Annotated in this window: 19 protein-coding genes; 10 read left to right on the top strand and 9 right to left on the bottom strand. The window is 67.3% G+C overall.

The features are described 5' to 3' along the window. The first annotated feature begins 22 nt into the window (after nucleotides 1-22). Together otsB and HF684_RS17850 are read left to right on the top strand one after the other, a co-directional pair. A complete protein-coding gene (otsB, locus tag HF684_RS17855) occupies nucleotides 23-2,668 on the top strand; it encodes a trehalose-phosphatase (protein WP_169253577.1) in 2,646 nt (881 codons plus the stop codon). Between the two features lie 201 nt (nucleotides 2,669-2,869). Further along, complete coding sequence (locus tag HF684_RS17850; protein WP_169253576.1) at nucleotides 2,870-3,874, top strand: hypothetical protein; 1,005 nt, start codon at nucleotides 2,870-2,872, stop codon at nucleotides 3,872-3,874. Nucleotides 3,875-4,026: 152 nt separating this feature from the next. Here HF684_RS17850 and HF684_RS17845 read toward each other — a convergent pair whose 3' ends face one another. Continuing rightward, nucleotides 4,027-4,479: a MaoC family dehydratase gene (locus HF684_RS17845; RefSeq protein ID WP_169253575.1), complete on the bottom strand. Its 453-nt coding sequence runs from the start codon at nucleotides 4,477-4,479 to the stop codon at nucleotides 4,027-4,029. A gap of 190 nt (nucleotides 4,480-4,669) precedes the next feature. On the opposite strand from HF684_RS17845, the gene HF684_RS17840 reads away from it, so the two are divergent. Beyond that, the gene (locus HF684_RS17840) at nucleotides 4,670-5,287 is read left to right on the top strand and encodes a DUF1990 domain-containing protein (RefSeq protein WP_169253574.1); all 618 of its coding nucleotides are present in this window, start codon (nucleotides 4,670-4,672) and stop codon (nucleotides 5,285-5,287) included. Between the two features lie 4 nt (nucleotides 5,288-5,291). Here the strand turns inward: HF684_RS17840 and HF684_RS17835 are convergent, their stop codons facing one another. From HF684_RS17835 to HF684_RS17820, 4 genes are all read right to left on the bottom strand, one after another. Then, on the bottom strand, nucleotides 5,292-6,350 hold the full coding sequence (locus tag HF684_RS17835) for a M15 family metallopeptidase (protein WP_169253573.1): 1,059 nt from the start codon (nucleotides 6,348-6,350) through the stop codon (nucleotides 5,292-5,294). A 226-nt stretch (nucleotides 6,351-6,576) separates the two neighbouring features. Next, nucleotides 6,577-7,863: a HAMP domain-containing sensor histidine kinase gene (locus tag HF684_RS17830; RefSeq protein ID WP_169253572.1), complete on the bottom strand. Its 1,287-nt coding sequence runs from the start codon at nucleotides 7,861-7,863 to the stop codon at nucleotides 6,577-6,579. Nucleotides 7,864-7,867: 4 nt separating this feature from the next. Continuing rightward, nucleotides 7,868-8,827: a response regulator transcription factor gene (locus HF684_RS17825; RefSeq protein WP_127365116.1), complete on the bottom strand. Its 960-nt coding sequence runs from the start codon at nucleotides 8,825-8,827 to the stop codon at nucleotides 7,868-7,870. Beyond that, a complete protein-coding gene (locus HF684_RS17820) occupies nucleotides 8,827-9,372 on the bottom strand; it encodes a hypothetical protein (protein WP_169253571.1) in 546 nt (181 codons plus the stop codon). Before HF684_RS17820 ends, HF684_RS17825 begins: the two co-directional genes overlap by 1 nt. Nucleotides 9,373-9,780: 408 nt before the next feature. Here HF684_RS17820 and HF684_RS17815 point away from each other — a divergent pair, with 408 nt between their 5' ends. Continuing rightward, complete coding sequence (locus tag HF684_RS17815; protein ID WP_127365115.1) at nucleotides 9,781-10,062, top strand: hypothetical protein; 282 nt, start codon at nucleotides 9,781-9,783, stop codon at nucleotides 10,060-10,062. 312 nt (nucleotides 10,063-10,374) lie between these two features. On the opposite strand, the gene HF684_RS17810 is transcribed toward HF684_RS17815, so the two are convergent. From HF684_RS17810 to HF684_RS17800, 3 genes are all read right to left on the bottom strand, one after another. Then, entirely contained in the window at nucleotides 10,375-12,639 is a 2,265-nt protein-coding gene (locus HF684_RS17810; RefSeq protein WP_169253570.1) for a heavy metal translocating P-type ATPase, read from the bottom strand. Next, complete coding sequence (locus HF684_RS17805; protein ID WP_169253569.1) at nucleotides 12,639-12,851, bottom strand: cation transporter; 213 nt, start codon at nucleotides 12,849-12,851, stop codon at nucleotides 12,639-12,641. The genes HF684_RS17810 and HF684_RS17805 overlap by 1 nt, the downstream gene beginning before the upstream one ends. Nucleotides 12,852-12,938: 87 nt before the next feature. Next, nucleotides 12,939-13,232 (bottom strand): metal-sensitive transcriptional regulator, encoded by a 294-nt coding sequence (locus HF684_RS17800; protein ID WP_062862662.1) that lies wholly within the window; start codon nucleotides 13,230-13,232, stop codon nucleotides 12,939-12,941. A 113-nt stretch (nucleotides 13,233-13,345) separates the two neighbouring features. On the opposite strand from HF684_RS17800, the gene HF684_RS17795 reads away from it, so the two are divergent. The 4 genes from HF684_RS17795 (at nucleotide 13,346) to HF684_RS17780 (ending at nucleotide 20,052) form a co-directional block, all read left to right on the top strand. Further along, entirely contained in the window at nucleotides 13,346-15,250 is a 1,905-nt protein-coding gene (locus HF684_RS17795) for a 2Fe-2S iron-sulfur cluster-binding protein (protein WP_169253568.1), read from the top strand. A 120-nt stretch (nucleotides 15,251-15,370) separates the two neighbouring features. Continuing rightward, entirely contained in the window at nucleotides 15,371-17,248 is a 1,878-nt protein-coding gene (locus tag HF684_RS17790; RefSeq protein WP_169253567.1) for an ATP-binding protein, read from the top strand. 55 nt (nucleotides 17,249-17,303) lie between these two features. After that, nucleotides 17,304-18,038 carry a response regulator gene (locus tag HF684_RS17785; protein WP_169253566.1) on the top strand — a complete coding sequence of 245 codons (735 nt, stop codon included), beginning with the start codon at nucleotides 17,304-17,306 and terminating at the stop codon, nucleotides 18,036-18,038. Between the two features lie 58 nt (nucleotides 18,039-18,096). Then, nucleotides 18,097-20,052 carry a penicillin-binding transpeptidase domain-containing protein gene (locus tag HF684_RS17780; RefSeq protein ID WP_169253565.1) on the top strand — a complete coding sequence of 652 codons (1,956 nt, stop codon included), beginning with the start codon at nucleotides 18,097-18,099 and terminating at the stop codon, nucleotides 20,050-20,052. 33 nt (nucleotides 20,053-20,085) lie between these two features. Here HF684_RS17780 and HF684_RS17775 read toward each other — a convergent pair whose 3' ends face one another. Further along, complete coding sequence (locus HF684_RS17775) at nucleotides 20,086-21,687, bottom strand: succinic semialdehyde dehydrogenase (RefSeq protein WP_169253564.1); 1,602 nt, start codon at nucleotides 21,685-21,687, stop codon at nucleotides 20,086-20,088. 49 nt (nucleotides 21,688-21,736) lie between these two features. Between HF684_RS17775 and HF684_RS17770 the strand changes: the two genes are divergently transcribed. Both HF684_RS17770 and HF684_RS17765 read left to right on the top strand, forming a co-directional pair. Continuing rightward, the gene (locus HF684_RS17770; RefSeq protein WP_169253563.1) at nucleotides 21,737-23,029 is read left to right on the top strand and encodes an amino acid deaminase/aldolase; all 1,293 of its coding nucleotides are present in this window, start codon (nucleotides 21,737-21,739) and stop codon (nucleotides 23,027-23,029) included. Next, entirely contained in the window at nucleotides 23,026-24,396 is a 1,371-nt protein-coding gene (locus HF684_RS17765) for a D-arabinono-1,4-lactone oxidase (RefSeq protein ID WP_248279023.1), read from the top strand. The genes HF684_RS17770 and HF684_RS17765 overlap by 4 nt, the downstream gene beginning before the upstream one ends. Nucleotides 24,397-24,425: the final 29 nt, after the last annotated feature.

Here is a 24,425-nt window from a genome sequence, read left to right as displayed (position 1 = left end):
CAACCGAGACACCAGAGGTGAGATGAGCACTGTCGAGCACGAGAGCGCAACCGAATCCCGATTGGCCACCATCGCCGCCTCGGTGAGGTCCTCCGAATTATTGGGCGACCTTGCCGAAGCCAGCCGAGCACTCGACCCCGTCCTCTTCCGGCGCCTCTTCGCACTCTCCCGCTCTCCATCGCTGCTGGTGGCCACCGACTACGACGGGACGATCGCCCCCATCGTCGACGTCCCCAGCCAAGCCTTTCCCCTGGAGAGCTCGGTCGACTCGCTGCGCGCGCTCGCCCTCCTGCCGTCCACCTCGGCGGGGGTGATCTCCGGTCGCAGCCTGCGCGACCTCGCGGCGATGTCGCGCCTGCCCAGGGAGGTCCACCTCTTCGGGTCTCACGGCGGCGAGACCGACACATTCACCATCGATACGCTCACCGATTCGCAGCGGGCGGTCCTCGCCGACTTCCGCGCCGACCTCACCCGCGCCCTGCCGCGCGACGTCATCGAGCACAAGACCACAGGTGTGGCCGTGCACCTGCGCGGACTCGACGAGACCGACCGGCGGGAGATCGAAGCCGCCGTCGACAAGCTCGCGGCCGCCCACCCGATCCACCCCACCCGCGGCAAACAGGTCATCGACCTCTCCGTCGTCCCGTCGTCGAAGGCCGATGCGCTGACTCGACTGCGCAGCCAGACCGGAGCGGAAGCCGTCGTGTTCATCGGCGATGACACCGCCGACGAATTCGCTCTCGAAACCCTCGGCGCCGATGACCTCGGGCTCAAGGTCGGAACTGGGAACACGCCCACACACGCCGACTTCCGCCTCGACTCACCGGACGAGGTCTCCACCGTCCTCGGCGCCCTGTTCGAACTGCGCAAGTCCTGGCTCTTCGGCCGTCGCGCCACCCCGATCCAGCGGCACAGCCTCATCGGCAACGGACAATCGACCGCGCTCATCGACCCGACCGGCAGCATCTGCTGGATGCCGCACCCGCTGCCGCACTCGGCGTCGATGTTCTCCGAGATCCTCGGCTCCGAGGCGGCCGGATTCTTCGCCGTAGCACCGGCCAACGGAGCCGCTCCGCTGACGCAGCGCTACCTCGGGAACTCGACCCTGCTCGAGACCCGGTGGGCCGGACTGAGCTGTGTCGACTACCTCGCACCCGTCGACGGGCACAGCGACGACACGATCGTCGTCCGCGTGCTCACCGGCGACACCCCGACCCGCATCCGGTTCGCACCCAGGCTCGACTACGCCACGGTGCACACCCGCATGACCAGGACCGATGACGGTGTGGCGGTGCTCGGCACTGCGGAGCCGATCGAACTCCACGCCCCCGGAATCGACTTCGACATCGTCGAGAACGGCGACTCCCACACCGCCGAGGCGACCGTCATCCCCTCGCAGCAGCCCGGCGGATCCATCGTCCTCGTCCTCGCCTGCGGGACGGGCACGGGCGACGCCGGATACATGGCCACCGGCGGAGAGCACCATGTGCGCGAACGCGCCCTGAACTTCTGGACGAATTGGGTCGACTCGCTCGCCCTGCCGAGCCACCACCGCGACGAGGTCATCCGCTCCGCGATCACCCTGCGCGCTCTGTGCCACGAGCCCACCGGCGGAGTCCTCGCCGCCCCCACGACCTCTCTGCCCGAAGGCATCGGCGGCGTCCGCAACTGGGACTACCGGTACACGTGGCTGCGCGACGGGTCGATGACCGTCCGCGCCCTGCTCGCCCTCGGTTCCACGGGCGAGGCCGAAGGTTTCCTCTCCTGGCTGTCGGGCATCCTCGAGCGCACGGTCTCACCCGAGCAGCTCCACCCGCTCTACGCCGTCGACGGTTCGGCCCTGACGACCGAGGCGGTGCTCAACCACCTGCCCGGATATGCCGGATCACGGCCGGTGCGGGTCGGCAACGCCGCCGAACATCAGGTCCAACTGGACGTGTTCGGCCCGGTCACGGAGCTCCTCGACGAACTCAGCGACCACCTCGGCGAGCTGCCCGAGGATTATTGGATGCTCACCTGTCAGATGGTCGAAGCCGTGGGCAAACGGTGGTTCGAGGCCGATCACGGGATCTGGGAGGCCCGGCGCGCACCGAAGCACAATGTGTACACACGCGTGATGTGCTGGGTGACGGTCGATCGGGCGCTGCGGATCGCGGACCGGTTCGATCGGGAGCCGCCCGGTGCGTGGCGACAGCTGCGCGAGGAGATCGCCCACGACGTGCTCACCCACGGCTACAACGAGGAAGTCGGAGCGTTCACCGTCGCCTACGGTGAGACGGACCTGGATTCGGCGGCCCTGTTCGTCGGACTCTCGGGACTGCTCGACGCCGACGACCCGAGGTTCGTGTCCACCGTCGACGCGATCGAACGCGAGCTGCGGGTCGGTCCGACGGTGTTCCGCTACCGCTACGATGACGGCCTGCCCGGACTCGAGGGCGGGTTCCACATCTGCACGACGTGGCTGATCGAAGCCTTCATCAAGGTCGGCCGCATCGACGATGCCTGGGATCTGTTCCGGCAGGTCGACGATCTGCTCGGGCCCACCGGGCTGCTGTCCGAGGAATACGACCCTGTTGCCGAGATGCACCTGGGCAACCACCCGCAGGCGTACTCGCACCTCGGCTACATCCGCGTCGCCCAGCAGCTCGACGCCCACCGCCCGAGCTGAGGGCAGAACCTCTCCATCGAGTTAAGTGGGGTCAGATTGCCATTTTCGACGCGGAAATGTGCAATCTGACCCCACTTAACTCCGGTTTCCGGCGGCGAGACCGGTGACTCAACCGCGGTCGACTTGTGGATAGCGCAGCTCTGTCCACAGGCGTGTCACCACCCCTGGCATTCTTCGCCGCGGGTGAGGCAACCTCTGCCTATGGACTATCAGGCGCCGATGCCGCAGCCGCCGCGCGACGGGCCGAAACCGCGGAAGCTGCGGGTTCGCACCTGGACTGAGAAGCCCCGCCAGCTCATGACCGCCGCGATTCCGTTCACTCGGGCACAGGGCGTATCGCGGGGAATCACCCGTCGCGCGCTGGACGATGAGCGAAAGTACAAGCAGATCGGCTACGGCGTGTGGATCGAATCTGATCCCACGACTCGGGTCGTCGCTCCGCGCTGGGCGGATTCCGAGTGGATCGACGAACGAGTGAAGCTGTCGGGCATGGTCTGCGTCGACCCTGATGTCGTCGCCTGCAACGTCACTGCGGCACGGTTGTATGGACTGCCGGTGCCGTGGAATGCCGACACGCGGATGCATGTGGCCCGCGAGGACAAAGGTCTGTCCAGGCGACGGAAGAATGTTGTCTTCCACCGGTACGAATGGCTGCAGTCGCAGAACTTCTACGGTCTGCCGCTCATCACCCCACCACAGCTGTTCATCGAACTTGCGCGGGTGCTGACGGTCGGGCAGCTCGTGGAGTTCGGTGATGCCGCCGTCGGCCGGTGGCACGGTGGGCCGCTGACGACCCTCGACGAGATCCGCGCTGAACTTGCTTCCCGCCGCCGAGTGAAAGGACGTCGCACAGCTGAGCATGCGCTCGGTCTGGTGCGCGACGATGTCGATTCTCCCGCGGAGACGCGGCTGCGGCTCTGTCTCATCAACGCAGGTCTGCCTGAACCCGTGGTCCATCCGGCCGTCGTGTGTTCACTCATCGATGCGCAGCTCCATCCGGACATGGGATATCCGTCGATCAGACTCGCCATCGAGTACGAGGGCGATCACCACCGCAGCTCGCCTGCTCAGTTCGCTGAGGACAATCGCCGTATCTCAGCACTTCAGGCTGAGGGATGGACAGTCATCCGAGTGTCGAAAGACTCGGACATGGCGGAGGTCTGCCGCCTGATCGCCCACAAGCTGCGTGCCGGCGGTCTGATCTGAGAACGCGACGAGGCAACGTGGTCGACCAGCCGCCGCACGGACTCGTTCATCGCACCGCTCGGGGTGGGTTATGTGGGGCCAGAATGCTCATTTCCGGCTCGAAAATGGCAATCTGACCCCACTTAACCCGCCGACAGAAGGCGGCGCTCAGCTCACTCGACGAGGAGGGTGACCACCTCGGCGAAGCAGGCGGGGCGGTCCTGGCCTTCGATCTCGATCGTGTGCTCGAGGATGACCTGAGTGCCCTTGTCGCCGCGGATGACGTCCTTGACCCTGATGGTCCCGCGCAGTCGGGAGCCGACGACGACGGGCTGGAGGAAGCGGACCTTGTTGAGGCCGTAGTTGACGCGGATCGACACGCCCTCGATGGTGAAGACCTCGGTGGAGAACTTCGGGATGAGCGAGAGGGTGAAGAATCCGTGGACGATCGTCGCGCCGTAGGGCCCCTCGGCAGCGCGTGCTTCGTCGACGTGGATCCACTGGTGGTCGCCGGTGACGTCGGCGAAGGTGTTGATCGCGTCCTGATCCATCGTCATCCACTCGGAGGAGCCGAGCCCCTGGCCGATGAGCGATTCGATCTCGTCGATGCCGTTGATTGTGCGCACGTGGTTCTCCTTTGATCCTGGCTCAGATGCTGAGCGGACATTCGATTGAGGTCCGCTGTTCTTGGCATCATACGTGGCCGTCCGGTCGACGCCACCCCGTCGTCCGGACTGTGAGTCCCACGGTTCGAGTCCGTAGAGTTGACGGGCCGCGTCCGTTAGGCTGACGGCCCGAGTCCGTTAGGTTGGAGACATGGCCGACCATTCCGACGACCGTCCCGTGACGCTGACACATCCCCTCTCGCCGAGGTGGCTGGAGCGTCCCGACGGCTACCGTCACTTCGAATCCGCGTACTTCGTCGGCCACGGGAAAGAGACGTTCGACCGCTGCGCCGAGGAGCTCCTGCACTGGAAGGTCAAGATCCGCAGCGGATTCGACATCGAGGTGAACGTCGACGCCGTCCTCGCCGGGAGCGCGGGCGGAGCCGATCGAGCGGGTCGAGGGGAGACGACGGCTGATGCCGACGCTCGCTCGGGCGGTGAGAGTGCCAGTCGGCCGCCTCGGGTGGAGCCGGGGCAGGAGCCGACGATCCGCGTGCGCCTCGGCCCCTTCCGGCTGCCTGAGCCCTCACGCGTCATCGACGTCGTCGACGGGGAGGACCGGTGCGGCTTCACCTACGGCACGAAGCCGGGACATCCGATCACCGGAGAGGAGTCATTCATTCTCATCCGCACCGCCGACGACCGAGTCTTCCTCGTCCTGAGGTCGGTCTCGCGGGCGGGGCAGGGCATCTGGAGACTCGGCGAACCGTTCGTTCGGCTCGCTCAGATCGTCTACCGCCGCCGCTACGGACGGGCACTGCGCAGCTGATCGATCACTTGCCGGGAATCGAGTCGCGGGCGGGAGTGTATTCCCAGTGCCAGGGCTCGTACATGCTCGACTTGGCCCAGTCGGGGTTCTCCCAGCCGTATTCGTCCCCGTGCTCGACGAGCCAGCTCCAGGCTCCGGACTTCGAGGCGACTCCACCGCCGAGGTCGAGGGCGATGCCCCAACCATGCAGTGAGGTGCCCGGCTTGGCGGCCAAACCCGGCTTCCGGCCGGCCACAGAGACCTGTCCGGCCATGTCGCGGTAGGAATCCGTGATCTCGAGTTCCTTGCCGGTGTCCTTCTTGTAGGCGGCATTCATCTTCGCGAAGGAGACGGCGGCATCGGCACGGAGTCGGTGGTCTTCCTTGCCGAGGTCGCACAGCCACTCATCGGGCAGCTCGCCGTTGCCGGCGGACTGATCGAAGTTCTGCTTCTCATCGCAGCCGGGCAGGGCACTCTTCTCGACCGCGCGGGACGCGGCTTCGACCTTCTTCTGCTTGGCGCTCGGCACGCCGATCTCCATCGACGACTTCCCCTTGACCTCGGGGACGTCCGCGTTGACCTTCTCAGCATTGATGGCGGCGGGCTCACCCGCGGCGGTCGGGTCGGTCTTGACCTCCGCGCCTCCGCCGAGGTTGTTGACCAGCATCGTCACTGCAGTGGCGGCACCCGCCACTGAGACGGCAGCCAGAGTCGAAACGGTCCGCACCTTCTTCTTGCGCACGGACTTGAGCAGCGCACCATCGGACCCGCGGCTCTCGGCGGCTCCTGCGCTGACCCGACGGGCGGACGAGGCAGACGCTGAGCCGAAGGTCGTGGGAACCGCGGCGGCTTCTCGAGCCATTGCGGTCCGACGCGGGGACGACTGAGTCGCTCGCGCCTCGGCGGCCATCGCTGCGCGCCTGGGCGACAGGTTCTCGGTTTCGGAGTCAGCGGACGCAGGCGCGGTCGGTGCCCCGGTGCTGCGAGTCGAGGTGCGGGTGCGAGAGAACGGGGACGATGAGCGTCGCCTGTGCAGATCCCGTCGACGCACCGGTGACTCTGTGGTCGATGATGACTCTGGCATAACTCTCCGTATGGCTGTGACTCCTCGAAGACCGTCGACGTTCCGACGACTCCAAAACTACATCACAAAAGTGTAACGGGAATATATCGAACCTGTCATATTTTAGTGACGAGTCGCACTCGCGGGCGGTCGGCCGGCACCCAGGTCGATTTCAGCGGAACCTCGAATTCCTGCCGTCATTCCAGGTCAGCGCCCTGAACCAAGGTGAGGGCCGCCTCGGCGAGGATTATTCGGATCGGCTCTCGATGTACTGTCGGAGGGCGCGCTCCTGGGCGTCTTCCTCGGGGAAGATCACTTCGGTCCGCGCACCGCCTGTTACGGGATCGTTACTGAAGATCAGTGTGATTCCGAGCAGGCGGGCCTGCCCCTGCGCGATGACGAGACCGAGCCCCATTCCGCCGCCGCCGGCGGAGACGAAGCGGGTCGGGCCGGTGTTGACGATGTCCGGCGGATAGCCCGAGCCGGAGTCGGTGACGACGATGCTGCGCGTGCTCGTCTCCAGCCGGATGGGATCGCCACCGTGCTTGATCGCGTTGACGAGCAGGTTCGACACGATGCGTTCGAAGCGCCGGACATCGGTGACCAGGTTCGAATTCAGTGCCGCCAGATGGGTGTCGATCTGGTGGCCGGCGAGGGCGCCCGAAGCTTCCATCGTGCCCAGCAGAGAACGGATCGCCTGATCGATGTCGACGCGGGTGAACTCGGGATTGGCGCGTCCGGCATCGAGTCGGGAGACCTCGAGGAGGTCTTCGACGAGAACCTGCATGCGCACGACCCGGTCCTTGACGAGCTCGGCGGGGCGGGAATCCTCTTCGAGCAGGTTTGCGGCGTTGACCAGCCCGGTCAGCGGGGTGCGCATCTCATGCGCGAGATCGGCGGTGAAGCGCTGCTCGGAGTCGATGCGTTCGGTCAGGCGGGCCACGGCGGTGTCGACGGCCGTGGCGAAGGCCCACACCTCCTGATCGGATTCGTCGATGACATCGGCGATGCGCGTCGTCGTGTCGCCGGCGGCGATCTTCCTGGCGGCCTGCGCGCCGAGCGTGAGCCGTCGGGAGATGCGGCCGGCGACGATCGATCCGACGCCGCCGACGACGAGGGCGGAGCCGATCATACCCACCAGCAGCGCCTGGTCGATGCGGCCGATGAGCTCCTGGCTGTCCTTCGTCGAGGCGCGCACGGAGATCACCTGGGTGTGCGAGCCGACCTCGATGGGGGCCGCGGCCCACACGATCTCCTCACCGTCGACCTCGGACCGGATCGTCACGCTCTGGCCCTTGAGCGCGGACCTGCGAGCCTCCTTGGGCAGCTCCGGATCATCGATGCGGGCATTGAGGGTGAGCACCCCGGTCTCGGAGAAGATGGCCGTCGCATTCGTCAGCTGCTCGGTCACGGTCGAGCGCATCCGGTCATCTTCGGCCCGGGCCGCGGATTGCCGCAGCACGATCGAACACGACAGGACGGCGATGATCACCGAGGCGACGATGAGCAGAGAGATCTTCCAGCGCAGCGACATGCGATCAGCCTGCGAAGCGGTAACCGAATCCGCGAACGGTTTCGATCATGCTCGCCCCGATCTTCTTCCGCAGGCGCTGGATGTGGACGTCGACGACGCGGGAGTCGCCGGCCCATTCGTAGCCCCACACCGTGAACGCGATCTTCTCCCGCGAATACACGTGCTCGGGCTGCTCGGTCAGCAGCAGGAGGACCCGCAGCTCGGTCGGGGTGAGGTGGACTTCCTCCCCGTCGACCTCGACCGTCAGCCGGCCGGTGTCGAGGACCAGGGACCCCAGCCGCGTGCGGAACTGGCCGAGCCCGCCGTCGGAATCGGACGTCTCCGCGGCCACCGTGGGGGAGCCGCTCGGGCGCGGGGGAACTCCGCCGATCGCCTCTTCGTCGTCGTCCGCCTCGGGGGCGGTGGTGAATTTCCCACCGGCACCGAGGTAGGTGTCATCGGATTCGAGCTGCGCTCGCAGTCGATCCCGGGTGTCCATGCCGGGGCTGGCGCCGAGGACCTCGGGGATGCCGTCGCCGGTGACCATGCCGCCGGGGCCGATCACGGTGTCGTGATGCTCATCCGCTTCGGGGGCGGGGGAGTAGCCGAACCGGTCGGTGCCGGTGGTGATGAACCGACGGACGACCGCGCGGATGCGGGCGTTGAGCACCTGCATGTCGAAGGGCTTGGTCAGGTAGTCGTCGGCTCCGGCCTCGAGCGCCTGGACGATGTCGATGGCATCGGAGCGGGCGGAGATGATGATGATCGGGATCGTCGAGCGCTCGCGCACGGCGCGGCAGATGGAGGCGCCGTTCATCGTCGGCAGCATGAGATCGAGAAGCAGGACGTCGGCGCCGTTGGCGGAGACGAACTCGTACCCTTCGCGGCCGTCGGCAAATGCCGAGACCGTGTAATCGAAGCGTTCGAGTCCGATCTGCGTCGTTTCGCGGATGACTTCGTCATCCTCGACCAGAACTATGTGCATTACGTTTCTCCATTTAGCCGCGTGAAGCGTTGACCTGGTTCAAACCTACCGTCGTGCAGGCGGAACACCTGCACCGACCAGCCGGAGGGGCAGCATGCTTTGTCCCCGTCGGCGAACATGGCCTCCTGAACCACCAGTGTCCCATTTCTGCCGGGGCTGACCTTGAGCTGATTGCCGGTGGCGATGAGTTCGAGGCGGGGCTCGCCCCTGTGCTCGCTGATGACCGCACCGGCGATGATCTCGTTCCGCTGTTTGGGGTTGGCCACCGTGACCAGCTGGAACTTCTGTTCACCGCTGAGGAACGGCGACGCGAACTTCAGGCAGTCCTTGCAGTCGGCGACGACCTTGGCCGTCTCCGTGGCGCTGCCGGTGACCGCGATTCCCGACGACGATTCGATGGCCTTGCGGACCTCGTCGAGGGAGAACGGTTCGTTCGCTTCGCCTGCGGCCTCGGTGTTGGGGGCGAAGAGGGAAGGGGAGGGATTGCCCTCGGGTGAGACCTTGAGGCCGCGATCGGGGCCGCACGCGGTGACGGTGAGAGTCATGACTGCCGCTAGGAGGAGTGCGGTGAAGGTACGGAGGGTGCGACGGGGGGATGCCGAGTGGGGAATATCGAGGGGGCCGGGGCCGACGGCTGCGACACCTGCGGCGGTGGTCGTCGGTGCAGTGGTGTCCGCGCATGATTCACGGCCAGGCGGGGCCTGGCTGGAGAGAGTTGAGCACAGCGCCTCCCCGGAGGCGCGTCTGACAGTGACGGGCACATCCTCATTTTTGCCTGTTCCGAGCCTGTAGTCCACCTGATCATCGGCGCAGGAGGCTCAGCGCCTTCGTCGGATCCGCCCACACCGGTCAAGGTTCCGGCGTCAGAGTTCGGCCGCAAGGGGACTTGGCGCCGCCTCGGTGAGCGTGTGGGGGCAAGTCGGCTCTCAGGTCGGGCCGGTAGAATGGAGGACATGGCGCCCTCGAACACCCCGAAGAAGAAGTCCACAGGCGGCAAGCCCACCAGCACGGTGTCCTACAAGGATGCGATCAGGGTCGGCGCCGTCTGCGGAATCGTCACACTGGTCCTCGCGATCATCGTCACCCGAGCGTGGCAGGACGGTCGCGCCTTCGGCTATGCATTCGTCTACGCCGGAGCGGCATTTGTGCTGGTGTCGGGCTTCACGAGCTACCTCAACTGGGTGATGCGCAAGGACACGCAGAATCAGAACCAGTCCTACCCGGTCATGCGATAAGACGCCCCGGGCCCCGTGCTGAGACGGGGGCACCGGCCTCACTTTCCGCGGCATTGTCACGCGCTCCGTCGGCATGACGTCTCGTTGCCGGCACACCCTCGCATAGCTGTCATGTCCTACAGCTGCAGAGGCATCAGACACCGTAAGTGCCATAACCCCCTGCTCCTGCAGGGGGTTATGGCACTTACGGTGAGGGGTGCTCGCGGCCGAGGGGCGACGGCTCGTGCTGCTCCGCCGCGCTTACGTGAACTCGTCGCTTACGTGAACTTGCCCGGTCTCGCCGCACCTCCGTCGCCGGAGTCCCCGCCGCGCTTACGTGAAGCGCAGCAGGCGGAGGCTGTTGAGGATGACGAACACCGACGAGAACGCCATTGCGGCACCGGCGATCATCGGGTCGAGCAGTCCGAACGCCGCGATCGGGATCGCCGCGGTGTTGTAGGCGAAGGCCCAGAACAGGTTGCCCTTGATGAGTCCCAAGGTCCGGCGCGAGAGCCGGATCGCCTGCGGGATCTGCTGCGGATCGGACTTGACCATGGTGATGTCCGATGCCGCCATCGCCGCGTCCGTGCCCGACCCCATCGCGATGCCGAGGTCCGCACCGGCCAGAGCGGCGGCGTCGTTGACCCCGTCGCCGACCATGGCAACGGCCCGGCCCTGCTCCTGCAGTTCGCTGACCACGGAGACCTTGCCCTCCGGGCGGACATCCGCGCGGACCTCGGTGATCCCGAGAGCCTCGGCGACCACTTCGGCGGCTTGGGCATTGTCCCCGGTCAGCAGGACGGTGCTCAGTCCCAGCGAATGCAGTTCGCCGATCGCGGCCCGAGCGGTCGGCTTAGCCTCATCGGAGACGAAGCTCAGCCCGCGGAAGACCCCGTCGATCGCCAGCGCGACGATCGTGGCTCCGCGCGGCACCGAGTCGGTCGCATAGTCGACCGCGATCCCGCGTTCCCGGAGCAGGTCCGGGCGACCGGCGAGCACCTCGGCGCCGTCGATCGTGGCCCGCAGCCCGCCGCCGGCGATGTTCTCGAAATCCGCGACCGCTGTCCCGGCGGAGCCTGCCCCTGCGGAACCCGCCCCGACGATCTCTGGTGCGGCGTCGACGATGGCGCGGGCGATCGGGTGTTCGCTGCGCGCCTCCAGATGAGCGAGCACAGCGAAGTCCGCCGGTGAGAGCTCGGTTCCGGTCAGGCTCATCACGCCGGTGGTCAGGGTGCCGGTTTTGTCGAGCACGACCGTATCGATCGACCGCGTCGACTCCAGCGCCTCAGGCCCGGAGACGAGGATGCCCAGCTGGGATCCGCGCCCCGAAGATACCGCCAGTGCCGTCGGCGTAGCCAAGCCCAAGGCACAGGGGCAGGCGATGATGAGCACGGTGAGCGCCGCATGCAGCCCCGTCGCCCAGTCTCCGGTGACGAACCCCCAGATGAGCAGGGTGAGGATCGCGATGCCGAAGACGATCGGCACGAACACCGCCGAGATCCGGTCGGCCAGCCGCTGCACGGCAGGTTTCCCGCTCTGCGCGCGAGAGACGAGATCGGCCATGGCCGCCAAGGTAGTATCGGCACCCACTCGGGTGGTGCGGACCTCGAGCACACCCGAGGTGTTGATCGTGGCTCCGGTGACGGAATCGCCGGGGCCGACCTCGATCGGAACGGATTCGCCTGTGAGCATCGCCTCGTCGACGGCCGAATGACCGGTCAGCACCTCACCGTCGGTGGCGATCTTCTCACCGGGACGGACGAGGAAGACATCACCGACGGTCAGCTCGTCGATCGGCACCTGCACTTCGACGCGGCCGCCAGTCGCGACGGCAGCGTCGGAAGCAGCATCGGCCGCAGTCGCATCCGCGGCGCCCTCAGCGGCACCACCCTCACGCAGCACGGTTGCGGACTTCGCGCCGAGGTCGAGGAGCGCCTTGAGCGCGGCCGTCGCCCGGTTCTTCGCCCGGTCCTCGGTGAGCTTGCCGATGAGCAGGAACACCGTGATCGCCGCGGCAGCTTCGAACCACACATGGTATTCGGCGGGAATCGACCAGCCGTGACCGTCGGCGACGGCCCGGCCCAGCGTGAAGTAGGAATACAGGCTCGCGACGGTGATGCCGACGCTGACCAGGGTGTCCATGGTCGTCGACCCACCGCGGGCGGCCTTGTACGCCGCCGAGTGGAACGGCCACGCACCCCAGGTCACGACCGGCAGGGCGAGGATCGCCACGACCCACTGCCACCCGGCGAAATGCCAGCCCATCACCATCGAGATCGCGACGATCGGGACGGCCAGGCTGAGCGAGCCGATGAAGCGCGGCCGCAGATGGCGGGGATCGTAGTCGACGATCTCCGGACCGGCGCCTCCAGCACCGCCCGCGCCGGGGCGGCGCACCGTGGCACCGTAGCCGGCCTTCGCGACGGCGCCGGTGATGTCGTCGTCGCTGAGTTCGGAATCGATGACCACATGCGCGGTCTCCAGCGGCAGGTTGACCTCCGCCGTGACCCCGTCGAGGCGGGTGAGCTTCTTCTCGATCCGCGCCGAACACGACGCGCAGGTCATGCCCGTGATGTCGAGCTCGAGCTCGCGAGGCATCACTTCACCTCATAGCCGGCTTCATCGACGGCGGCGCGGATCGCCGCATCGTCGAGTTCGGTCGATGAGGTGATCGTGACCGGGGAATCGCCCCCGGCGTTGAGGTCGACCGCGACCTCCGAGACGCCCGCGAGTGCCCCGAGCTCTTCCTTGACAGCGGCTTCGCAGTGTCCGCAGGTCATTCCAGAAACGGTGATGGTGGTGGTCGTCATCGTGCTCTCCTATCAGCTGTGAAATTGTCCCGACGTCCGGGCCGCAGGCGTCGTCGCACCCCGGTGGGGTGGACGCGGCCTGCGGCTTCAGCTCTTGATGAGTCGGGAGATGGCGGCTGATGCCTCCTCGACCTTCTTCCGTGCTTCCTCGTCGTCGCCGGATGAGGCGGCGTCGACCACGCAGTGAGCGATGTGCTCCTCGAGGAGGTTGATGGAGACCGCGTGCAGCGCGGCTGTCGCGGCGGAGACCTGGGTGAGGATGTCGATGCAGTACTTGTCCTCATCGATCATCTTCCCGATGCCGCGGACCTGACCTTCGATCCGCTTCATCCTCCGCGCGAGAGCGTCCTTCTGCGGGGTGTATCCATGTTGCTCAGTCATGAACACACCGTATACCCCTATAGGGTATAAATCAAGACCGACCCTCGCCGAGGCGGCTGTGCGTTTGCTCTCATCCCGACCGTTCCGAGTTCTCCGGCTCCTACAATCGAATTATGCATGTTGCCAGACTGTTCCGGTTCCCGGTCAAGGGATTCCCCGCCGAGGAACTCACCGAGGCCAGGGCGGTCAAGGACCGCGGGATCCGCGGCGACCGGATCGCGGCGTTCACGAACGGCAGCCTCGACGTTCCCGCCGACGCCTGGCACTCGTATTCCGCCTTCACGGTGCTGAAAAACGACACCGACCTGCAGAAATGGCAGGTCGCCGTGGCCCTCCCCGGGGTGGCCGGAGCCGAATCCACGCCCGCGCCTGAGCCGGATGACCGGAGTGCCACCGCCGAGGCGGTCGACGATATCTCCGCAACCGTGACCCTCACGGCCCCGACGGGGGAGTCGACGACCTTCTCCACGGATGACGCCGACGGCAGGGCCGCCTCGGCGAGCTTCCTCTCCGAACGGATACCCCCTCAGGGTACATTCCCGCGCAGCCTGGCCGTCGCGGATCAGGGGATGTTCGACTCGCAGCGCTCGGGAATCTCTCTCATCAACCCTGCCACGGTCGCCGCGATCGCCGAAACGGACGAGGGCCGCGCGGCCCTCGGCCTGAGCGCGGAAGCTGCCGGTCGTACGGCGGTCGATCCGGCGGACACGGACGACCCGGCCACTCCCGCAGTCGAGCTCGACCCGCTGCGGTTCCGCGGCAACATCCTCGTCGAGGGACTCGCTTCGTTCGAGGAGTTCGCGCTCGTCGGTTCGGTCATCCGCCTCGGCGGTGTGCGGCTGGCGATCCGCTCGACGATCGAACGCTGCCCGGCGACGACCGTCAACCCGACGACGACCGAGGTCGACGTCAACGTCCCAAGGCTGCTCAACTCCGCCTGCGGGCACCTGCACTGCGGAATCTACGGACAGATCCTCGAGACCGGCGACGTCACGGTCGGCGACGAGATCACCGTCGAGGGTCCGGCCCCGCGCGAACTGATCAAGGTCGCGCGGACTCCGCGCTTCATGACCGTCGTCGGCCGCCGGCAGATCTGCAACGACATCGTCGAGGTGGCGCTGCGCGACGACCTCGGCTGGATCCGCGAATTCGACGAACCGGGCACCAATCTGCGCGTCCACCTCGACCTCGGCGCACCGTTCTGGCGGACCTATACGATCACCGACGTCGACGACGACATCGTCCGCATCGCCGTGCGCACCCAGGGCAAGGGCTCGCGCGCCGTGGCATCGCTGGACGAAGGGCAGCGGATACTGACCTCCGGTCCGCACGGAACCATGACCGCCTCGCGCGTCTTCGGCGGCACAACGGCCCTGATCACCGCCGGAATCGGCATCACCCCGAGCCTCGGGCTGCTGCGCAGCGACGGTCTGGCCGAGCTGCCTGATACCGATCGGATCCGACTCGTCCACGTCGACCGCGACCACCGCACCGCATGCCTGTGGAACCGGCTGCAGGACCGCGCCCGCTCCGGCTCAGTGCCCGTCGAGACTCACCACCGCGATACCGCGACGGCCGGTCGACCGGGTCACCGGGACCTCGTCGACTGGGTGGCCGGCTGCGACAACGTCATGGTCTGCGGACCCCGCGACTTCACGGCGGCCGTGCTCGCCGCCGCGGACGAAGCCGGCGTTCCCGCGGTCCACCAGGAGACCTTCGCCTCTCCGAACACGGGCATGAGCGAGGCCATCGCCGCGTGTTCGCCCGCCGAGGTGACCCTGGAGAACTCGGGGACGAGCTTCGTCTGGCAGCCGCAGGAAGGCACTCTGCTCGAATCCTTGGAAGCGCGCGGATTCCGGTCGCCGAGCTCCTGCCGCGGCGGATCCTGCGGAACCTGTTCGGTCTCCCTGGCCGCCGGGTCCGTGCTCTACCCGATCGAACCCGCCGCCCGAGTCGAGAGCGACGAGGTGCTCGTGTGCTCTGCGGTCCCCGCCGGGCCCATCAGTCTGGCGCTCTGACCCCGGCGGGCCGAGGCGGCAGGCTGACCCCGCCGCCGGAACCCGGCAGGATGACTTGGCAGCCTGACGCGGCAGACCGACCCGGCAGGCGGCCCCTGAGCGGGTGGCACAATGGTTTCCATGCCGAAGAAGAAGCGCACCGTGCTGCCGCAGGGGCCCGCCGGACCGGTGGGCCGCCTGAGTCGGTGGGTGCGCCTGTCCGCGGCCGGGCGGATCATGTTCGCGAACTCGATCATGCTCGTGGGCGTCATGGTGCTCACGACGAGTCTGCTCTACCTCCAGCTCTCCCAGCTCAACACGAAACGCGAACAGGACCTGCTGCGGTCGGCCGCGGACAACATCTCGATGTCACTGGGTCTCGTCGCCACCGGTGAAGTCGGTCAAGACGACTACCTCGACTCCGAATCCCGCGACGATGTCCAGACGCTGCTGGACAATGTCATCAGCCAGTACGGCTTCGACGTCGCCGCGGTCGTGCCCATCGACTTCCTGCTCACCCCGCCGACGCTGGGCTCGCCCGGACGCCAGCAGGCGCTGGAGGCGAAGACCGCCTCGGCGGATTCCGGGAAGATCCCCGAGGATTCGATCGACCAGCTGGCCCAGGCGGTCGACGGGCAGGCTCTGCAGGAGGGCCGGTCGACCGTGCGCTTCATCGACGACGGAGGCCCGTCCGACGGCACCATGTACGTCGTCACCCCGGTCTATGCCGAACACGTCGGCGTCGACGGCATGAGGTCCGACACCGTCGTCGGCGCCGTCATCGTCGGCAGCTCCGCCGATTCGGTCCGCGAAGGCTTCCTGGCGCAGGGCAAATGGCTCATCGGCATCGCCGTCCTCACTCTCGTCCTCGGCATCGGCTCCTCCTGGGTGACATCGCGGGGCCTGCGCAGGGTCACCGGCGACTACGGCGCCGAGGAGCTGCGCAGCATGCTCGACTTCTACTCCTCCGTGCTCACGGCCGTCTCCGAAGGTCTGCTGCTCGTCGACCGCGCCCGCGGAATCGTGCTCATCAACACCGAAGCCCGGGAACTGCTGGGCATGTCGGCCGCCGGAGACGACGAGGACTCGGGCCCCACCTCGGCGGAGGAGATGCCGCTGCGTGAACTCGACCTGCCGGAGGCGCTGCACGATCTGCTCGCCTCCGGCCGGTGGGCCCGCGACGAGATCCACTACACCGACGACCGCGTCCTCGTCGTCAATCAGCAGCCCACCGAGGCGGCCAGCGATACGTGGGTCGTGACCATGCGCGATCACACGGAGCTGGCCGAGCTCTCCGGCGAGCTCGTGTCCGTGCGATCGTTCTCCGATTCCCTGCGCGCACAGACCCACGAATACGCGAACCGGCTGCACATGGTCGTGTCCCTGCTCGAGACCGGTCATGTCGATGAGGCCATCGACTTCGCGGCCAGGGACATCGACGACCTCAACCGGGTCAACGGGGACGGGTCGATGACCTTCGACCACCCCGTGCTGTCGGCCCTGCTGCTGTCGAAGATCGCCCAAGCCGCCGAGGTGGGCATCGAGATGACGGTGGACACCGCGGATCTCACGGGCAGCCTCGGCGGGGATGATCGGGATCTCGCGACGATCCTCGGCAACCTCGTCGACAATGCTTTCGACGCTCTGAGCAGGCAGGATGTCCTGCCTGAAGACAAGAGAGTCCACGTCGAGCTCTCCGGTTCCGGCGGTCCCGGCGGATTCACGATCGAGGTCAGCGACGACGGTCCGGGCATCGACGAGGAGCACCTCGACGCGATCTTCGAACGCGGCTGGTCGACGAAGCACGACGGTGTCGAGACCGACCAGGGGCAGGGGCGCCAGCAGACGGGCACCCGCGGGGTCGGGCTGTCCCTGGTCGTGCAGGCGATCCGCCGCCTCGGGGGAGCCGTCGACGTGCAGGGCCACGGGGAGGACTGCGACCGGTTCAAGGGTGCGGTGCTCACGGTGTGGCTGCCGGACCCGGCCGGTGCAGGTCAATCGGGCCACAGCTCGATGTGACGGGACTGCAACACGATCAGGCACGCTGTCAAACGGGTGCAGATAGACTGGCGGCATGTCGGACTCAACTGTGCCTGAATCGAGCATCGGTGTGCTCGTCGTCGAGGATGAGGTGGTCGCCGCCCGTGCTCACGCGAAGTACATCGACCGCATCGACGGCTATCACGTCGCAGGGGTGGCGAAGAATGCGACTCAGGCGATGGCTGCCCTCACCGGTCAGATCTACGGCCTCGATTCCTCCGGCATCCACCTCGTCCTCCTCGACATGAATCTGCCCGACGGGCACGGACTCCAGGTCTGTCGCGCCATCCGCGGCCAGCGCGTCGACGTCGACATCATCGCCGTCACCGCCGCCCGGGACATGCAGATCGTGCAGGAGGCATTGTCCTACGGCGTCGCCCAGTACATCATCAAGCCCTTCACCTTCCCCGTCTTCAAATCCAAACTCGAGGCGTATTCGTCCTTCCGCAACCGCCTCGGCGGAGATTCGAACGACGGGGAGGTCACCCAGACCGAGGTCGACAAGGCGATCTCGGCCCTGCGCACCCACACCGTGGCCGCGACCGCGAAAGGTGTGCCCGATGCGGTCCAGTCCGAGGTGAAGAACCTGCTCGATGAGAATCCGGGCCAGTCCGCCGCTGAGCTGGCCGAGGGCCTCGGCGTCTCCCGAGTCACCGCGCGCCGCTACCTCGAATCCATGGCCGACGCCGGCATGCTCGAACGCCGTCCCCGGTACGGTTCGGCCGGCCGACCCGTCCTCGAATACACCGTCGTCCCCGACGCAGGCTGACCGGCGGTCTCGGCACAGAGCAATGGACATCGGACACCCCTCGGTAGAGGATGGTCCCATGTCGAAGAAGTCCCGGGTCTGGCTGGCCGTCGCACTCGTCCTCGTTCTGCTGCTCGGCGCCGGAGTCTTCGCACTCTTCCGGCTTCCGATGACGAAGTCGTCGGCCGCCGAGGCAGCCGCCCACGACCTCGCCGAAGAGCAGCTGAGCTCGGACATCTGGCACCAGAAGGACCTCGCTCAGGGCCTGTTCGACCGCGTCACGAAGGCATTGGGCAAGCGAGTCGACCTGCGGTCGGTCACCGTCGACGACATCACCGAGGCCGAGGGGCGGACCGTGGCCACCCTCGACTGGAGCTGGGCGAACAATGACGGAGAGTCCTGGGAATACAGTTCCCAGCTGCCCCTGGAGAAGAACGGACTCTTCTGGTGGGCGGATCTTACGGAGAAGGCCATCCATCCGAAGCTCGGCACGGGCGGCAGCTTCGCACTGCGCGCGAATCCGGGCGGACGCGGGAAGATCCTCGGTGCCGATGGCGAAGTGCTCATGGCAGAGGGGAAGGTCATCGACATCGGCGTCCACCCGAATCGCCTGGAGCCCGACACCATCGGCCGACTCGTCAATGGGCTCAACGACGGCGTCGACTCGCTCGACCTCGACGCCGCTGACCTCGAGAAGTCCGTCGACGACGCCGCAGGCAACCAGCTCGTCCCCGTCGTGACCCTGCGCGAAGACGACTACAGATCGGTCAAGAGCGCCATCCACGATCTGCCGGGAGTCCTCTTTTCCGAGGACACCCAGACGCTGACCCGGTCTCGCGGGTTCGCGCAGGCCACGCTCGGTTCGGCCGGACCCGCCAGCGCCGAAGACATCGAGAAGTCCGAGGGCGAGATCATCGCCGGTGACATCGTCGGCCGCACCGGCCTGCAGAAGACCTTCGATTCCCGCCTCAGCGGACCCGGCAGCGTCGAAGTCTTCGCCAAAGGGGATCCAACCGACGACAAGGGCGGAAAGACGAAGCTGACGAGCCTCCACGCCTTCGAGTCGCAGGACGGTGAGGATCTCGAGACCACCCTCGACGTCGATATCCAGACCGCCGCGGACGACGCGGCGGCGACCGCGAAGAAACCGGCCGCCGTCGTCGCGATCCGTCCCAGCGACGGCCACGTGCTGGCCGTGGCCAACCACGACCCGGCAGGAGCAGCCTGGGACCGAGCGCTGAGCGGTCAGTACCCTCCCGGCTCGGTGTTCAAGATCGCCTCGGGGCTGGCACTCCTCGACGCCGGGGTGAAACCGGACGACGACATCGACTGCCCGAAGACCGTGAACATCGGCGGCAAGAGCTTCAAGAACGCCGAAGACGAAGTGCTCGGCACAGTCAGCTTCGCCGACGACTTCGCACACTCCTGCAACACCGCCTTCGTCTCCTCCGCCGACAAGGTCACCGGCGACGATGTGGCCGACGCCGCCGCCCAGCTCGGCATGCTCGGTGACACCTCGGCCATCGGCGCGAAGATGGCCTCGGTGCCGGCCGACGATGACGAGGTCACCCACGCCGCGCAGATGATCGGGCAGGGCAAGGTGCAGTCGAGCCCGCTGGCCGTGGCGACGATGGCCGCCTCGGTGGAGGCGGGGGAGACGATCACCCCGCAGCTCGTCGTCGGTGCGGCGCTCGACGAGGCGAAGAGCGGCGACAGTGGCCAGGGTGCGGGTAAGGGCACCGGCAACGACGACGATGCCCCGTCGCTCGACGCGGACGCGGCGAAGGAGATCTCGACGATGATGGCCAAGGTCGTCACCGAAGGCACTGCGACTGCACTCAAGGACGTTCCCGGCGACCCCGTCCACGGCAAGACCGGAACGGCCGAATACGGCGAGGAGACCCCGCCGCGCACACATTCATGGTTCGCCGGATTCCAGGGAGATCTGGCCGTGGCCGTCCTCGTCGAAGACGGCGGATTCGGCGCCGAGGCGGCCGTGCCGGTGGCGCACGAATTCTTCGATTCCGTCAACTGAGCTTCCACCGAGGCGGCTGCGGCGACGTGCCCCTCACTTCATGCGCAGGGACCGCATCACCTGAAGCGCCCCGGTCATGGCCTTGGCGAACGTCTTCTGATCGAGAGGACCGGCCGGTGCGATCGGGTGGAGGCGCTGCTGCGCGATCGTGTGCGTGGCCGTGAACTGGTGGAGGCCCTCGGGTCCGTGCCGGTGTCCCATGCCTGAGGCCTTGACTCCGCCGGCCGGTGCGTCGATGGACCCCCAGCTGGCCGGGTAGACCTCATTGACATTGACCATGCCGGCCTCGACCAGCCGCGCGATCTCACGCCCATGGGAACGCGAGTACACAGACGCCGAGAGCCCGTAGTCGCTGTCATTGGCCGCAGCGATCGCCGCGGCATCGGACGGCACCGAATAGACGGAGACGACGGGGCCGAAGGTCTCCTCCCGATGCAGCTCCGCCGTCGCGGGAACATCCGTGAGCACGGTCGGGGCGTAGAAGTAGGGGCCGAGATCGGGCACCGGGTGTCCGCCGGCGAGCACCGTGGCACCGGCACTGCGGGCCTGTTCGACATGCTTGGTGATCGTCTCGAGCTGCTTCGGCCCCGCCAGGGTGCCCATGTCCGGGCCGTACTCGAACTCCGCGCTGAGACGGTAGGCACGGGCCGCCTCGGCGAAATGGGCGCAGAAGGTCTCATAGAGGTCTTCATGGACGTAGATGCGCTCGATCGAGATGCACAGCTGCCCGGCCGAGGAGAACGATCCGCGCACGGCACCCTCGACGGCCTTCTCCAGATCCGCATCGGCGGCCACGATCAGGGGATTCTTGCCTCCCAGCTCGAGCGCGGCGGGCAGCAGGCGCTGCCCCGCCTCGGCGGCGATCGACCGCCCAGCAGCCGTCGACCCGGTGAACGAGATTCCGTCGGCACCGGCCATGAGCGCGGGCCCGACCTCGGACGACGGCCCGGGCACGAGCTGCCAGACCTCGGCGGGCAGACCCGCGGCGATCGCCAGCCTGCGCATGAACACCGAGGTCAGCGTCGTCGTCGAATCGGGTTTGTGGACGACGGCATTGCCGGCCGTCAGGGCCGCGAACAGGTCGGTCGCACCCAAGGTCAGCGGGTAGTTCCACGGTGTGATGAAGCCGATCACGCCCAACGGGGTGCGCGTGACCTCGGTGCGGGTGAGCACGGGGATCGCCCCGCGCCGACGTTCGGGACGCAGATACCGGGCGGCCATCACCCCGTAGTGGCGGAGCACATTGAAGGTATCGAGGATCTCGTCATAGGCGTGGATGCGGGCCTTGCCGGTCTCGTACTGGATGATGTCGAGGAGCAGATCCTCGTTCCGGACCAGTGCGGAATGCAGTCGAGTGAGCACCTTCGCCCGGTGCTGAACCGACTGAGCGGCCCATGCTTCGCCTGCGATGCGGGCCGTGGCGTAGGCGGCCTCGATGTCGTCAGGAGTGTTCCGGGCGAACCGGTCGACCTCCTCGCCGGTGAACGGTTCGACGCCGCGCATCACCTCGCCCGAACCGGAGGCATCAGCGTACGGATCGGTGTCGAGGAAGTCCCGCAGTGCCGCGGTGACATGCGTGGACGCGGTCTGTGCAGTGCCTGCTTCGGAGGTGCGGGCGGTGGTCTCTGTTCTCATCGGCTTCCTAACCATGTGACGTAGGTCATCGCAGGCTAGACTACCGAATATGGTTTCGAGTGGACTCCGGCGTGCGCTGAAAGGGACCTGTGCACCCACCGCCGTCCTCGACCTCGACGCGTTCGATGAGAACCTCGATGCCCTGGCCCAGCGCGCTCGCGGACTGCCGATCCGGCTGGCCACGAAATCCCTGCGCGTGCCCGAGGCCATCGACCGAGCGCTCGCCCACCCCGCCTATTCCGGCGTGCTCGCATTCTCCGTTCCCGAGGCGCTGTTCCTCCACGTTCGCGGCGTCCGCGACATCGTCATCGGCTATCCCAGCCTCGACCGGCCGGCCCTGACCCGGATGGTCGCCGAGGCGGGAGCGCGGTCGAACATGACCGTGATGATCGACTCCGTGGACCACCTCGACATCATCGACGACGTCCGCAGATCCCTCGCCGAGGCGGGGCGGGGTTCCGGCCCGGAAAGGACCGGTCCGGACGTCGCTGCGCCGAATGGGACTGGTCCGGAGGGGGAGGCGAGGAACCTCGCCGAGGCGGGAGCCGCCTCGGTGCGGGTGTGCATCGACGTCGACTCCTCCTATCGCCCGGCCGAATCCTGGTTGGGAGACCGGGTCCATATCGGGGCCAGGCGATCACCGATCCGTGACGGGCGAGCAGCCGTCGCGCTCGCCCGACAGGTCGCGGCCCGGCCCGGGTTCGACCTCGTCGGGATGATGTTCTACGAGGGGCAGATCGCCGGCACCGCCGACGCCGGACGAACGGTCAAGCAGGCGATCGTGCGCGCCATGCAGAGAGCCTCGATCGCCGAACTCGCCGAACGACGAGCCGCCGTCATCGCCGCCGTCAGAGAGGTCGCCGACCTCGAATTCGTCAACGGCGGGGGAACCGGCTCGTTCGAATCCAGCTCCGGCGAAGGCACTCTGACCGAACTCGCCGCCGGATCCGGCCTCTACTCCCCGGGACTCTTCGACGGCTATACGCACTTCCGGCATCGGCCGGCCGCATACTTCGTCACTCCCGTCGTGCGCAGGCCCGGGCCCGGCTGGGTGACGGTCTTCAAGGGCGGGTTCATCGCCTCGGGAGTCCCCGGCCCCGACCGTCTGCCGACGATCGCCTGGCCGCCGGGGCTCGAGTACTCCGGTCTCGAGGGGCCCGGAGAGGTGCAGACGCCGCTGACCGGGCCCGGTACGGACTCGCTGCGCATCGGCGACCTCGTGTGGTTCCGGCATGCGAAGGCCGGTGAGCTGGCCGAACACTTCAACGACGTCCAGATCGTGTCCCAGGGCCGCATCAGCGATGCCTGGACCACCTATCGAGGAGAGGGGCTCGTGCTGTGAGAGACGTGCAGCCGCGACGAGGCGACCGATCCGGTCGGCAGAGATTCCGGAACTGGGCCGGTCACGTCCATGCACATCCGCACACATTCGCACGCCCCGCCTCGGCGGAGGAACTATCGGGAATCGTCACGGCCGCTGCGGCAGCGGGGGACCGTCTGCGCGTGGTCGGGGCCGGGCATTCCTTCACCCCGATGGCCGCCGGCGACGATGTCATGGTCAATCTCGACGGACTCTCCGGCATCATCGGCGTCGACGAGGAGCGCGAGCGGGTGCGCTTTGCCGCCGGCACCCGGCTGCGGGACATTCCCGCGCTGCTCGCACCCTACGGTCTGGCCCTGGAGAATCAGGGCGATGTCAATCCGCAGGCCCTGGCCGGTGCGATCTCGACGAGCACGCACGGCACCGGAATCGGGTTCACCGGGTTCGCCGGGACCGTCACCGGGCTGAGCCTGATGGGCCCCGACGGGCGGGTGCGGGAGCTGTCGGCCGAAGCGGAACCGGAGGTCTTCGACCTTGCACGGGTCAGCCTCGGCGTTCTCGGCGTCATCACCGAAGTCGAACTCCAGTGCGTGCCGGCCTTCGACCTCATCGCCGAGGAGAAGGTCGCCGGATTCGACGAACTCCTCGACGGGCTGACCGACCGGATGCGTGGGACCGACCATTTCGAGTTCTACTGGTTCCCGCACACCGATTCGGTGCTGACGAAGACGAACACCCGAGTGGAACCGGGGCAGGCCGGGCCGGGCCACCTCGCCGAGGCGGGGGTGCGCAACCGGTGGCTCAACCTCCTCGACAAAGAGGTGGTGGAGAACGGGGCACTGCGATTGGCCGTCGAGCTCGGGGCGAAGGTCCCGGGCGTGGTGCCCTCGATCAATCGCATCGCCCAGTCCGTCGTGGCAGACCGGACGTACCGGGCACCGGGCCATGATGTGTTCGTCACCCCTCGGCGGGTGCGGTTCAACGAGATGGAGTACGCGCTGCCCTTCGACTCCGGACCCGAGGCGATCCGGGAGATCCGAGACGTCATCGAGGCCAAGGGGTGGGCGATCTCATTCCCCCTCGAGGTCAGGTGCGCCGCCGCCGATGATGTGCCGCTGTCGACGGCGACGGGGCGGGAGACGATGTACATCGCCGTCCACCGCTTCATCAAGGAGGACTTCGCTGAGTACTTCCGCGTCGTCGAGGCGATCCTGAGCCGGCACGGCGGCCGACCGCACTGGGGCAAGATCCACACCCGCACGGCCGCGGACCTGAACGAGCTCTATCCGCGATTCGCGGACTTCTGCGAGCTGCGGGCCCGTCTGGATCCGGAGGCCGTGTTCGGCAACCGCTTCACCGACTCACTGTTCGGTCTCAGCCGCAGCTGAGGGCGGAGTGCCAGCCGAGAAGTGGTCGC

The organism is Brevibacterium sp. 'Marine', from assembly GCF_012844365.1.
In the GTDB taxonomy this organism is placed as follows: domain Bacteria; phylum Actinomycetota; class Actinomycetes; order Actinomycetales; family Brevibacteriaceae; genus Brevibacterium.
Note: the sequence above shows the minus strand (reverse complement) of the source record. Positions and strands in the feature narration are given on the sequence as shown.

What these genes read in the sequence shown, in the direction of transcription:
- otsB (WP_169253577.1), top strand. Translation starts at nt 23, where the DNA reads ATGAGCACTGTCGAGCACGAGAGCGCAACCGAATCCCGATTGGCCACC.
- HF684_RS17850 (WP_169253576.1), top strand. Translation starts at nt 2,870, where the DNA reads ATGGACTATCAGGCGCCGATGCCGCAGCCGCCGCGCGACGGGCCGAAA.
- HF684_RS17840 (WP_169253574.1), top strand. Translation starts at nt 4,670, where the DNA reads ATGGCCGACCATTCCGACGACCGTCCCGTGACGCTGACACATCCCCTC.
- HF684_RS17835 (WP_169253573.1), bottom strand. Translation starts at nt 6,350, where the DNA reads ATGCCAGAGTCATCATCGACCACAGAGTCACCGGTGCGTCGACGGGAT.
- HF684_RS17830 (WP_169253572.1), bottom strand. Translation starts at nt 7,863, where the DNA reads ATGTCGCTGCGCTGGAAGATCTCTCTGCTCATCGTCGCCTCGGTGATC.
- HF684_RS17825 (WP_127365116.1), bottom strand. Translation starts at nt 8,827, where the DNA reads ATGCACATAGTTCTGGTCGAGGATGACGAAGTCATCCGCGAAACGACG.
- HF684_RS17820 (WP_169253571.1), bottom strand. Translation starts at nt 9,372, where the DNA reads ATGACTCTCACCGTCACCGCGTGCGGCCCCGATCGCGGCCTCAAGGTC.
- HF684_RS17815 (WP_127365115.1), top strand. Translation starts at nt 9,781, where the DNA reads ATGGCGCCCTCGAACACCCCGAAGAAGAAGTCCACAGGCGGCAAGCCC.
- HF684_RS17810 (WP_169253570.1), bottom strand. Translation starts at nt 12,639, where the DNA reads ATGCCTCGCGAGCTCGAGCTCGACATCACGGGCATGACCTGCGCGTCG.
- HF684_RS17805 (WP_169253569.1), bottom strand. Translation starts at nt 12,851, where the DNA reads ATGACGACCACCACCATCACCGTTTCTGGAATGACCTGCGGACACTGC.
- HF684_RS17800 (WP_062862662.1), bottom strand. Translation starts at nt 13,232, where the DNA reads ATGACTGAGCAACATGGATACACCCCGCAGAAGGACGCTCTCGCGCGG.
- HF684_RS17795 (WP_169253568.1), top strand. Translation starts at nt 13,346, where the DNA reads ATGCATGTTGCCAGACTGTTCCGGTTCCCGGTCAAGGGATTCCCCGCC.
- HF684_RS17790 (WP_169253567.1), top strand. Translation starts at nt 15,371, where the DNA reads ATGCCGAAGAAGAAGCGCACCGTGCTGCCGCAGGGGCCCGCCGGACCG.
- HF684_RS17785 (WP_169253566.1), top strand. Translation starts at nt 17,304, where the DNA reads ATGTCGGACTCAACTGTGCCTGAATCGAGCATCGGTGTGCTCGTCGTC.
- HF684_RS17780 (WP_169253565.1), top strand. Translation starts at nt 18,097, where the DNA reads ATGTCGAAGAAGTCCCGGGTCTGGCTGGCCGTCGCACTCGTCCTCGTT.
- HF684_RS17775 (WP_169253564.1), bottom strand. Translation starts at nt 21,687, where the DNA reads ATGAGAACAGAGACCACCGCCCGCACCTCCGAAGCAGGCACTGCACAG.
- HF684_RS17770 (WP_169253563.1), top strand. Translation starts at nt 21,737, where the DNA reads ATGGTTTCGAGTGGACTCCGGCGTGCGCTGAAAGGGACCTGTGCACCC.